The organism is Vibrio sp. 1402, from assembly GCF_033340275.1.
Map to the genome: position 1 here is coordinate 1 of NZ_JAWOWE010000012.1, position 12,424 is coordinate 12,424.

The 12,424-nt window shown below is 40.2% G+C and carries 12 protein-coding genes; 2 read left to right on the plus strand and 10 right to left on the minus strand.

What is annotated here, in order from left to right; translation table 11 throughout:
* The 10 genes from R7044_RS19015 to R7044_RS19060 form a co-directional block, all read right to left on the minus strand.
* Nucleotides 1-251 (minus strand): transposase (locus R7044_RS19015; RefSeq protein ID WP_206937370.1); only part of this gene is annotated, 251 nt, incomplete at its 3' end.
* 34 nt (nucleotides 252-285) lie between these two features.
* Nucleotides 286-801, minus strand: coding sequence for an SMI1/KNR4 family protein (locus R7044_RS19020; RefSeq protein ID WP_203347280.1), 516 nt, complete (start codon nucleotides 799-801; stop codon nucleotides 286-288).
* A 351-nt stretch (nucleotides 802-1,152) separates the two neighbouring features.
* Nucleotides 1,153-1,560, minus strand: a complete 408-nt coding sequence (locus R7044_RS19025; RefSeq protein ID WP_025767067.1) for a hypothetical protein — start codon at nucleotides 1,558-1,560, stop codon at nucleotides 1,153-1,155.
* Between the two features lie 75 nt (nucleotides 1,561-1,635).
* On the minus strand, nucleotides 1,636-2,022 hold the full coding sequence (locus tag R7044_RS19030) for a hypothetical protein (RefSeq protein WP_025634012.1): 387 nt from the start codon (nucleotides 2,020-2,022) through the stop codon (nucleotides 1,636-1,638).
* A gap of 2 nt (nucleotides 2,023-2,024) precedes the next feature.
* Nucleotides 2,025-2,432 carry a hypothetical protein gene (locus tag R7044_RS19035; RefSeq protein ID WP_025634011.1) on the minus strand — a complete coding sequence of 136 codons (408 nt, stop codon included), beginning with the start codon at nucleotides 2,430-2,432 and terminating at the stop codon, nucleotides 2,025-2,027.
* Nucleotides 2,429-3,784 (minus strand): hypothetical protein, encoded by a 1,356-nt coding sequence (locus R7044_RS19040; protein WP_025767068.1) that lies wholly within the window; start codon nucleotides 3,782-3,784, stop codon nucleotides 2,429-2,431. The genes R7044_RS19035 and R7044_RS19040 overlap by 4 nt, the downstream gene beginning before the upstream one ends.
* 52 nt (nucleotides 3,785-3,836) lie before the next feature.
* On the minus strand, nucleotides 3,837-5,477 hold the full coding sequence (locus R7044_RS19045; RefSeq protein WP_203347292.1) for a DotG/IcmE/VirB10 family protein: 1,641 nt from the start codon (nucleotides 5,475-5,477) through the stop codon (nucleotides 3,837-3,839).
* Between the two features lie 12 nt (nucleotides 5,478-5,489).
* Nucleotides 5,490-6,566, minus strand: a complete 1,077-nt coding sequence (locus tag R7044_RS19050; protein ID WP_025634007.1) for a DotH/IcmK family type IV secretion protein — start codon at nucleotides 6,564-6,566, stop codon at nucleotides 5,490-5,492.
* Between the two features lie 59 nt (nucleotides 6,567-6,625).
* A complete protein-coding gene (locus tag R7044_RS19055) occupies nucleotides 6,626-9,340 on the minus strand; it encodes a type IV secretion system DNA-binding domain-containing protein (RefSeq protein ID WP_025634006.1) in 2,715 nt (904 codons plus the stop codon).
* 1 nt (nucleotide 9,341) lies between these two features.
* Nucleotides 9,342-10,964, minus strand: a complete 1,623-nt coding sequence (locus tag R7044_RS19060; protein ID WP_025634005.1) for a hypothetical protein — start codon at nucleotides 10,962-10,964, stop codon at nucleotides 9,342-9,344.
* A 708-nt stretch (nucleotides 10,965-11,672) separates the two neighbouring features.
* Between R7044_RS19060 and R7044_RS19065 the strand changes: the two genes are divergently transcribed.
* Complete coding sequence (locus tag R7044_RS19065) at nucleotides 11,673-12,035, plus strand: hypothetical protein (protein ID WP_025634000.1); 363 nt, start codon at nucleotides 11,673-11,675, stop codon at nucleotides 12,033-12,035.
* 5 nt (nucleotides 12,036-12,040) lie between these two features.
* Nucleotides 12,041-12,418: a hypothetical protein gene (locus R7044_RS19070; RefSeq protein ID WP_025633999.1), complete on the plus strand. Its 378-nt coding sequence runs from the start codon at nucleotides 12,041-12,043 to the stop codon at nucleotides 12,416-12,418.
* Nucleotides 12,419-12,424: the final 6 nt, after the last annotated feature.

A 12,424-nucleotide genomic window follows, 5' to 3' on the forward strand; every position in this document is an offset into this window, starting at 1 on the left:
CGTTCAAATACGCCAGCATCCCGCCACTCCTGAAATCGGCGATGAGCAGAGCTTGACGAGCATATACCGGTGGCATTCAGCGCATTCCACTGGCAACCCGTCCTGAGTACGAAGAAGATGGCGTTCATTGCAGCGCGATTATCAACCCGCTTGCGGTGCGTACCCAGAGGATGGTGAGTTTTATGCTCCGGGATGAGAGGAGCCATTTTCTCCCAGAGTTCATCACTGATTTGCCACTTGTTGCCTGCCATACGTTGCCCTCAGAAATTATCGTTATTCATTATATTATACGATAATTCCTTTTGGGATAGGCTCTAAATCCTTCTTGAAGTTAGAAATTAATTCAGCTAGAGAATCGGCAAGCTTTAAAGCGACCTTGTAGTCATAATCTATGAGAATTACCTGTCCGAAACTACCTTCCTCTGTTGGACTTAAATCAACGCAAATTAAACAAGATGAACAGTCATCCGCAATTGGGATTCTACTTTTGCCGAAGGTATACTCTTTATCTATACCTTTATCGGTATAACTGAGTACGTTTCCATCACCATCATGGCTATAGTTTTCTACAAGGCTTGAGGTCTGTCCGATAGAGAGTAAAGCGACGCCATAAGCAAAATTTGCTTGCTTCTCGGGGTCCTGCCCTTTAGATGTTTTGTACAGTTCAACTAAATCTTGTGGTAGCTCTCTACCCACATTACAGCGAAGCAAATTTATTTCTTCTTCCGACGCTGGCTCTAAGAACGCATCAGCAACTAGTGGTGCTTTATTAAGTATTTCTTTTCTTACTTGCTCGAACATTAATTTTCCCTCGTTTTCATTGTAATCTTCGGGTTTGAAAGAATAAGCTTCAAAATCGAAGCGATGGTATTAATCTATTTCTTCTGCACTGCTCCAACTCAAATACCAGAAGTCTTAGTTAGAATGAGTACTAGTTATGCGGAACATAGGAAACTCGTATTACCCCTATTAATTAGAGGTAATGCGAAATGCGGTTAACTTGAGCGAGTATGAGCAAAGAAAGAGCCGTTTCCTAACTTCTAAATTTCTCTGTTTCATGGGCATATTTGGGTCGGAGAGTTTTGACTGCTCATCACCGTGTTGCGCGCATTAGTGTAAAACTGGTAGATTAGAATTTTAATAAAATAAATGTTACATCTCTAGATTTTGAACGAATAACCCTTCACGATTCTTATACTTGTTAACGGCTCTTATATCAGTAGAAACGTAATCACCACCTTTATTATCAACTTGTCTAATCTCGTATCCTCCGCAATGAACAGAAATATTCGCTTCTATTGAATGCTCATTTTTTGTTTCACCATTTACTTTCTTTGCTGACGAAACCCATTGGAAGCAAAACCTATCTTGATTATCTAAATATTCCGTAAGAGCAACTGATGTCCCTTTATCCACTTCGAAATAATCAATTGATAATATCTTGGATATGCCAGGATATTGGTAAGATGGGTTCTCTACTGTTGGTTCACTTAGTTCGGTTTGATTAGCACAGCCAGCAATAACTGATAATGTCGATGCCATAAGTAGTATTTTCTTCATTTTTGTTCCTTGTAGATGATAAAATTAGCCCCACGATCTATTAACGCTTTCGATAGTGGGGTTGTGTATGTTTATCTAATTGTTTACGTTTTGAAGGTCACGATAATCAACAGACTCATCAGCACTTGAGATGCTTGCTGCCTCACCGAACATTGCTATGTAAGCACTTGGGAAAGTCAAAGCGGCCCCTGCTATACCACAGATTAGAACGAATTTTCCTACGCCCTTACTTTGTGGTGAGCTTTCTCGGCTATTCCATGCCCAGGTTGCAAGGCTAATGACAATCATTGCAATACCAATCCATAAGCCTATGGTATATGTAGCACTACCACCTGCAGCTGAAATTGCATCCACGTTTTTTGCAGCTTGCTCTAGCTTTGTTTCATTGGCTGCCATCGTAGTTACAGAGGTTAGTGCTAGAGCGATACCCAGGGCACCGGACCATTTCGTTAGTTTATTCATAGTTACTCCGTGCTATCTCCTTCATCGAAGATATAAGTTGTGTTAGAAGAGAGGTTTGCCCGACCAGATGAGTCGAGTGTTATTGGGTCCACTGTGTCACTAAAGGTAAATACCTCACCCACTAGATCTAAACCACCGTGGAAAGTTAATAATGCGCCAGCTATTGAGAAGGATATTGGCCATAGAACAGAAACATCATTATCCGCTTTGTTTGCTTTGTACCAACCGATGAAACCAAACACGACAAGACCGAGGCCAAGTACTGCTCTCAAATTCCAGAGAACTGCAATCCAAAGTCGAACATGTTTAATTACATTTATTCCGCCATCTGCAATGGTGGAGTTATGCGTTTCTGAAGCGAATGAACTACTGGATAATGTGTAAACAAACATCCAATACCACTTTTTCATCGAAGCGCTCCAATACAGTAAGTATCTGAACAGATTGTTCCGTCAGCCGAGATTTCTCTAACAGTTCCAATGAAGTCGTAGTATTTTCCTTTTTCTACGGAAATAGTTCTTTCGCCAGAGGTCTTGGTAAGATTTACGACTAGCGCACTGTTTAGGTCCTGCGACTTAGTGATCATTGCGTAGTCAGGAAGAAGAATTCGCCCATCCTTGTATGTTACTCCCGTACTTGGAACTACCATTTTTGGCGCTTCTATTGGCTGTACTACAGTCGAGCTAGATGCTATTGCCATCGTTGGCTGTACTACTTTGCTATTTACTTCTGTATTTTTACCAATATGTTGGGTGGTAGTCTTAGCAACCTGTACTGCCGTTGGCTTTGTAATCGATTCTTTAGCAGGTTTTACAACTTTCTTTTTAGACTGCTGAGAGCGTCGAAGGTTGGCTAGTTCAGTCGGCGTGTACTCCTGGCGTTCTTTATCAATAAAGTATTTGCTGCCAATAAGTAAAACTCCGTCTTCTCCCTCACCTTTAATGTTGGTGACTTTATGGTTGCCAATTTTTGATTTGAACGGCTCACTTTTGTAAAGAGTGATGTAATGTGGAGAGTTATCGGATCTATCTGGTGCACGTACAGCAAAAACCCCCTCAGCAATCTCATCCACAACGTTGAATTCTTTTAAGCGTTTACGCTCACTACTTCGCGCTGCTTTCGTATGTCCGTTTGAAAGGCTATTGTTTAATTTAGCAAACTCGCCTTCAAATGAATTTACATCGCTTTCCAATTTATCCAATCTATTGGTTAAACTAACGTTAAAAGTTTCTTGAGCAGAATTAAATTGATGATATGGCTTCAATCTCATTGTAATTGAGTCATCAATTTGTTGCTGTAAGGTCGAACTGATCGTCTGTGTAATATTCTGTGACGCAGCTTTCGAGGTTGACTTCACAATCTCACTTTTTTGCTTACCAAATTCATCCTTTACTTTGCTAGGAATGTCTATTTTAGTAATGATTGATTGAGCGATTTCTTGTCTTTGTAATTCAGTGATAGCACCAAACTCTTCAGACTTAGTAATCACATCTATTTCAGTCTTAATGAGTTCAGGCAATGATTGCCTGAGAGCGGTGATCTCACGCTCAAGATTTCTCTCTAGCTTTTGTATTTCTTCTACTTTGGAAGGGCCTCCAAAATCTGGTATCAAACCCATTTTATGTGCAGCTAAACTAGCACCACCAACAAGCAAAGTAGCTCCTACGACATAAACGAGTAACTTTACTTTTGGCTTTGCTGAGCTGCTTTGGCTTTTATTCGCTTTGCCAGCATTTGCGTCTTGAGCTTCGTTATCGCTCATGATGATCGCTCCTTGTTTTTAATTGAATAATGTATTATATAAAAGATCTAAATTAATTCCATAAACGAGTTTTGTTGTCACTCGGGATTGATACATTTTGCCCAATATTCGATTTGCGAATTTCAGAGCTTAGGTCAGTTTCTTCGGAATTAACTTCTGTTAGTCTATTTTGCTCCGCCATCATCTTGAGAAGATCGCTCTGATTCGGAGTTTGAATTTCATCCGTTTCTTGTACTTGATTCTCAAACAATAAGTACATAGTTTGACCTTTCGGTATCTCTACCTGAACAGGTCTTCTCGCATTATCGTATAGGATAGGTAAAAAGCCTTGTGCAGCTTTGGCGATACTATAAACAATTCTGTCTCTCGTATTATCAATCGCACCTGTCGAAGTTGTTGTTTCCCCATTTGATGTTGTCACTGTCGTATCAATGAGTGAATCCAAAAAACCTGTCATAAACAAACCAGCAAACATGCCACCAAACCTCTGGATGTAATGGTGGTCTACTTCACCTTCTATAAGCGCCTTTTCAGTTTCAGCAGATAATACCCAAGCTTTTACAGGGATTTGTTTCCCATCTCTAATAACAGACGTTACAGTTAAGGCAACACCTGGAGCTTGTTCTATAAGCTCCATTTCACCGAACGCAATACTACCTTCTGCTTTTCCGGTTAATAAACGAATTCTGATTGGGCCAGGAATGTCTGAGTCGATAGGCAAGGTGGTACGGGCATAAACCAACTCACCTGCATCAAATACTATAGACTCTTGGTCTACTTCAACTGGTGGCTGTCTATATTTTTCATTAGAGGTTTCTTTTTCATTGTCCGTATACCCAACTGTGTTTTCTTTCTTATAATAATTAGGATGAATCCCCATTTGAGTCTGACCTCCATCAGAACGATACAATGCTGAGGCCACTTCTTGTTCTGCATCACTCGGGTCAAAAACGAACTGTGATGTTTTACTATAAATGTCAGCCTTCTTACTATAAGTGATTTTGTACTTTTCGCCTGTATCTGGTGCGTAAGGGAGACCTGAAAATAATGCTTGTGCACCTTCTGATATCTTTTTTTGTCGCTCAGCTTCTAATTGTATCAACCGCTGTCGCTCAGCATCGGCTTTGTCGTTTCGATTCTTTATTTCTTGAGCCTTTAAACTCATTTTAGTCGTTGCTAGTTCGTTTCGGAGATCTTCTAGCTGGCTTGAAGTTTCTATATCTTGTTTAGGCAACGGTAATTTTACGTCTCTACCTGCACTATTCTCTTCTGTATCTGAATTTGTCTTTTTAGACTCAGCATCTTTGCCAGACTTAACTTCTTGCCCCAGGGGATCAACCTCCTGCGACTTAGGCTTGTCAACTTCGGTTTTTGTATCTGGTCCCGTTGCTGATTCTTGTACGCGAGTTTTACTGATATGGCTCTCGCCATTAGTAGCAGCCTGTTTACGCGCGTTCTTCTCCCTTTCTTCGGTTTCTTTAGCGATAGGTGAATTTTCAGGAACACTGATTGTCCCATCAGTTGAGTTCTTAATCACATCGTCAGTTTTAACGACAGGTCTACCCGCTGTTTTATCACCTTTGCCCGAAAGGTCTTCTGTAACTTGATTGGAAGCCATATAGATTGCGTATCCAATCCCTCCGGCGGCTACTACAAACAAACCTACAACGATTGCTATTTTTTTTAATTTCATCGGTGAGAAGCCTTATAGTTCACTTGTATCCACAAACGCTTTTACTTTCTGTCGACCATCGCTAAACCAATAGAATGAACGGGGGTAAAGCTTGTAAAGGTTGTAATCACCGACACTTCCCTCTCTTACCAAAGAGCTACCTTTGCTTCTTAAAATGGCTGTTGTTCTGATATAAACAAATTCATTATATAAATAGGCTTGGCCATTGATTCCTTGCAATTTAGTTTCTTTGGCACCAGGCACACCTGTTGTCGTACCTGAAAGAAAAGAAAAGAATTCTGGACCAGCTTTATCAAGATCTACACTTGAAGTAGAACGGTATTGTATTGGCTTGGCGTTCGGGCCAATTAGTGGAATGATCACTTGTCTTCGAGAATTGTAGTAATCTGTTTTTTCAGAACTAATCATGAAAGGAATAGTTGTATCTAAACCCTTCAGCTGAAACCAGCCCGAATGAGTTACTCCAGGTAAACGAGCTTCCAAGCTATATGCGTTACCGGGTGTTTTTCCAGCCTCGAAGGCTCCCTGAGCTCCTAGCTTAACATATACAATAGGCCAAGGAGCTCCTGTCTGGTCGAAAAATGAAATAGACCCAGGGAAGCCAGGGTACACCTGCAAAATTAACTCCTGAGGTAGTGAAGGATCGAATTTAATCGTATCAATTAGACTTTCCGGGGGCCTTACTAAAAGTTTATTTTCTGCAATTAGCCTCTGCCTTTCTATTTTACGCATCCTTTCAATAAAAGCAGGGTCGGAGTTCATTTTCTCACTTTTAATGATGTCATTCTTTTTATTCTCAGCCCTCAGTATCTCAAGTCTGTCTCTATTTTGGTAATTACTCTGGAGTTTCGAGTATTCTAGATCTGTTATGTACGTCTGAATTGCATTTTGTTCATACACCTCAAGTTCACGCATGTTAATCAATATATTTTCTATACTTCCATATTTCTTTAACAATGCATCCGCAATTGCAGCATGACTAACTTGGTTAGTTTGATTAGCTTGAGAAAACGCCGACAATGACAACACCACCGCACTTACTGTTAAGCGGAAATAGGCTTTCAGAGAGGAGATGTTTCTTGAGTGCATTGGTAATCCTTGAAGTTTAACAAGCGTAAATATATTTCATTTGTGTATTAAAAACAACCCTACTCAGACAAACCTAACGATTGTAGTGTTTTCTCTACAATATCACTGACTTCTTCGTCGCCGAGAGGCTCTGATTGGAGTTCTTCTTTAGGATATTCCAATATGTCCTTGACTTGATTGATCGCCGCCTCTGTGGCTCTTTCAGCATTAGGCTCATCTAAACCAGCTAACAAATTTATATCTATAGTAGTACCAGAGATAGTGCCTTTATTGTTCTCCTGAGCGCTTTCAAGAAATGGATCTGATAGGTTAGATGAAACATATCTACTGTTATAAGCGATATCCAACTCGCCGTATGCATCATTGTCAAAATTAGCAAGGTCTACTTCGGAGGTCTCTTCGTTCGTACCTAAATCTTGAGTGGATAAATATGCTGGTGGCGAAACAACTTCTTCGCTAGTACTGTGCTCAAAGGGACCTTCGGCATAGAAGTTGTTGTACTGCATAATTGAATCAAAATCGTGTTCTTCTTCTGGCCAATCCTCATCACTATAGGTGTTTTCAAAGTCATTAAAATCGAGCTCATCATTAAAGGCTGAAACTTCTTCATTATAAGCCTCCATAGAGCCCATAATCTGTACTTCAGCATCTGTTTGTGCAAGACCAACAAGCTCTTCATCGAATACATCTACTGATGATTCTTCAGGTCGTATTTCTTCGACTTCTTCAATGGCGCTCTCCGTTATCAACGTTGCGTCTTCTTTAATTATCCCTAAACCAATAGCCATCATCATTTGTTTAGAGATGTTTTCAGTGAGGTTTAATGCTCTTACTTCAGTTAGATTATTTTTTAGCTCTAAGAACTCCAACATTTCGACATTGCTATCGATATAATCGTTGGCCTGTTGAACATATTCATTGGATTTTACTAACTGCTGCCTCTTAGCCGTTTCTACCTCATCGTCAGAAGGCTCAAGCACCTGAGCAAAATAGTTCAAACGAGAAGTTTCTACATCTGGGAAGTCGAGTTTTAATGCTCGGAATGGGTATACATCACCACCAAAAATGTATAAGCCTTCTCCAGGTTCAGCACTAGCAAGCATCTTAGCGTTTACAGTATCTTTTTCTTCTACTCGGACATCATCGTTATCATGGACCGCCCCAGCCAAATTATTCTCTATTCTATCCTGACGGGAACCAAATACCTTGCCAGTTCGACCAAGCGCCAACTGTAACGATTCACCATGGTCTTCATTTTTAAGAATGAATTTATTGTTTAAGTTGCCCATTAGTGCTTCATATTCATCCCGGCCGCAAACCTTCTGGAACATTCCGGCTGTCTGAGCTCCAAAAAGAACGTGAAAACCATATGAACGAACCAAGGCAACAATCATGTAAAAACCTTTAACCGCATACATTCCGTACTCATCAAAGAAAAGTCGTACAGGATATCTAGCACTGGAAGGTCTATTGTCTACTGTAGTAATTCGAGAACCTTGTAGCTTATAGCCAGCAGCTCTCATTAAAATAGGCCGTAATCCCTGCAATAGAAGCCTACCCAATGCTGCAACGGAATCTGGGTTTTTGGCAATGGAAGGAAGCAGAACTAATAATACTCGCCCCCCTAAGCATACATCCGTCATATTTACTTCCGAAAGTTTTGTCACGAATATATGCCCCATGGTTTCACTCAAGTCAGCCATGGTTTCACTAATCATCATCACACAATATGTGTGCTGTTCATCTGCTTTACTATTAAGATCAAGGTTGTCTATCTGTTCCTCAGTCATATCAAATATGGCATCACTAATAGAAGGCAAGGTTTTTAAATACTGCTGGAGTGGTTGTCGGTACTTTAAAGGCACATCTTTTCGCGCTGCCTTTTTGAGCATAGTTTTAATGACAAGAAAGTTTCGAACCACTTCGATGTTTAAATCTAAGCCTTCCACATCCCTTTCGTAAGCAAGATACTGATATGCTCCCCCAATCATAGTAGAACTACGACCTTCCCAAAAAGAGCTATCCCCTCCATCCGTTTCACGCCCTAACCCCATGGTTATAGTCTTCATCTGGTCAGGGGTTCCCGCATTTAGAATATTCATGTTATTCGAAATGCGATCGTCGTCGTGCATGTTAGTAGTATCTAAGGAGTCCATGGGAGTCAGAAAATTGAGAACCAACAAATCGTGGAGTCTATCTAATCGTTTCAAGATAGCGAAAATTGTCCAAAACAATTTTATATCCGCCTTACCATCAACTATGACTGCTGATGTTCCTCCTGGCTGGAGAAGTGCTTGAAATAGCAATGTCAGTATAAGTACAGTTTTACCCGAGCCCGTACTGCCCATGACGAGTGTATGTCTTGTTTCCATATCCGGGTTGGATACGAGTAACCTACGTAGAAAAAATTCAAACCCGAATATTAATGTACCGTTTCCTCTTTTACGCTGGGGAATAAGATGGCCAGCTTTAACTGCGTCTTTTAACGACTCCTTTTTTGAAATAAACTGCTCCCACTCCGGCGCGTCAAAAGGATATTCATGCTTCTCTCTTGAGTTTGTAAGCTTCAGACAAATTGCAAATGCAAAAATAAAGTCCCCATTTTGAGGGAACATAAACAAAGCAATCCCGCATGCAGCAATTAATAAAGGAAATGACACATTTACTGCTGACTGTATTCGCATCCACATAGTGCGAGAATCACGATGAAAGAGCTCTGGGTTATTCAGTTCAGGGTTTGTGTTTAGAACCGACTGCTTCTTAAAACTGGCCATACTAATCAACTTCCTTGTACTGCTTCATTAACTCAGGAATATCCTCATAAGGGTCATTGAAGACTTTCTCATCCTTTTCTATATCGACACCTAGTGACTTTAGAATCTGTTTTGCCTCATTCTCTCGGCCATCAGCCTTTTTCTCTATCTCGCTGAGATCAAATAATCTACTAAATTCATCCTCATCCATGTTCAGGAGGTCTTCTCCTTTCTTACCTGCTGTTAATATTCTCTCTGCATTAATGTGAAGGTCTTGCACTGCTCCTAGGACACTTGGAATTGTCATTCGAAATCCGGCTTTTCTTTCCATAAGAAAATGCGAGCGAGTACCACTTGCTTCTAAGAAAGGTGTTTCTCTGCCGATAGACTGCAATACCATTCCTAAATTTCGGTCATGCTTAGTTACCCAAGTAAACTCGTTTCCTGCAATACGGTTTACATCTTTAAAGAGAAGCATCAACGCCCAGATTACAGTAGTAGAATAAGCATGCTTCTTTGTTACCATTGCATAGAGGATTTCTTCGAATGTACGGGTTGTCTTTCCATCCATTTTTTCCTTAAGCTGTGTAAGAACCTTTCTTTCAATACCGTTAAATAAAAGTATTGTGTCTTCGATACTGCCAGCGTAAGGGACGCCATCATTCAATAAAGTTGTTGGACGAAAGCCACCTATTATCGCTCCTCCTCTCTTAAACTTATCCGCTTCATTACCCTGTTTATCTACATATTCAATTGGAATGGTTTTCCCATTATCATCAAACAACCGTGCTAGTTTATCTTCCGAATGTAGTTGTTGCGGTAAAGGACAGAGGAGAAGCCTCTCTAAGCTGATAGTCGCTGTTCGAGAGCAAAACTCTATTGTTGAGTCTTTCGGGTTCTCGCAGTAATAGAAGTAACAAATAGGCCTAAAATTGCTAACAAACCCCGTTTCTTTTTGCATTTCTTTGTCACGTTCTATTTCATCTAATGTGACACCCAAAGGAGGATTTGCTGTGAGCATTTCGTAAGGAGATACACCCATAGCGTATCGGTTTTCATAGTCAGAGCGATTTTCGAAATTGTAATCATGTGAATAGTCACAAGGGTTTTCACCCTCTAAACGTTCTTTATATTTAGGAAACATCCAGCCAATGGAATATCCCATCAATTTATCGTAGAAGTTGGGCGGTACTATACGTTTTAAATGAGGATGAACCTTGGAAGCAGCCCGTATCATTGATTCAACGTTGTGTTCTTTTCTGGTTTTAGAGCGTATTGAATATTCTTTACAACCTAAGTAGATCAGAGCTAAAGCGAAGGGCCATTTAAGTATATTTCCGAAAATAGAGTCGTAAGCTCCAATATACTCGGGTGTAATCATCGTATAATGCAATTCTAATATTTGATATAGCCCCTCCTTAAACCCCCATCCTTGAAATCCTGTTAGCCAAGAGGTAGTTACAACCACGAGGTTCTCAAAAGCAAAAAATGTAAACATCTGAGCTATCTTTAGCATTCTCCACACAAAAGCAAGTATGTGGAAAAAGTGCGCGTAAACCCCGTAACCCATACCTATTGCTAATGCTAGAGCTAGGGCGACTGAAGCATTCAACTCTGATTCTTTTTCTGGCGTACGCTGACTCATAACTTAGGAATCCTTAAAAATTATGTTTGTGTCATCAATACGTCGCTCTTTAAGAATCATTTTTAGAGAATCATACTTTCCTTTGGTCAATGGAATGGGTAACACAAGCCGTGCCCTTAGACCTTTTCGATGAAGTATAAAGTTTACGGTTATGACGAAGTAGTAATAGAGGAAGACAACACATCCGAAAGTCGTTAAAACTTTTGCCGAAAAGTTCTTGTCGGAAGCTGTTAACGATTGCATAGCTTGAGTTATTTCGAAGGTTAAGACGATACTGATCACACAAAATATGACCGAAGCTCCGACAATCGCTTGCCCTACTAAATGTGACTTAAGTACTGGATGTATCGTTCTGAACTGTTTCCACATTCCGATATATGTGACGAATAAACTAAGTACCGGAGCAAGAAGAGAAACTCCACCTGAAACAGGCATTAAGAGTAATGAAAGATACTGTAGAAATATTAAAGTTAACATTTTTGCACCGTTGCTTTTAATCCATTTAAGGCATATATTTTTCACATCATAGCAAATTTATCAACGGATGGAATGGTTTTAGCTAAACGAAAACAACCAAATCTAACATCTCGGTCAACCCTCAAAATCAAATCAACCAAACAACCAAACAACCAAAAATATGGCATTGCTTTTCATCCGTAAAAGACATATATTTTTGTGATTATAAAATATGTCATAGGTAGTAGTAGTTTGGAGTCACTGTTAGGAAGCAACGTCATTTTGTTTTCTCAAAAAGAAAAAGAAACTTTATGCATTATCTCGAATGTCGAATATGGACGCCGTGTTGCTGAGTTACAACTATCTTCGGCTGATAGCTACAAACCTGTTTTGAGTATTCTTGTCTCTATTGTCGATAGTAACCATCCAGAGTTGGACACCCTCGATCGCTGCTTCCTTGTTAACTCATCAATCTCTACAGATTCCATTGAATTAACAGAGCTTTTAGAAAAGTTTAAAAGCTCAACCCAGTCATACCAACAAACGATAGAGATTGATGGTGTTGAATTTTCCTATCTGCGCAAGGAAATAGAAAGGTTACAACTAATAGGATAAATGTAATGGAAAACGAAGAGTCTGTTGGCTTTAAATCAGTTACCCAATCTGCCGAGTTAATTATCCATGCAGGGTCTTCTCCCATCCCAGGAGAAGTCAGAAGCCGCCTAGAAAAGATACCAAGTATAAAGCCAAGACCAGCGCGCAGAATAATGGGTGTGAAATTGGCTGAATTGGGTGTCAATAGAAACCCTTATGTTGCAAATAGAGCAACTAAGGCTTTACTTGCACTGACTTCAATTACGTGGGGCCTCACCCTGCTTTTATTGACTGGTTCGCTGGTTAATTTTTACCTGCTTGAAAGAATAAATATCAGCGCTACCTCCCATGACGCAAGGATTGAGCCTACTGGCAAGCCTGTACGCATCGGTAACTTGGATTAGAGGAAG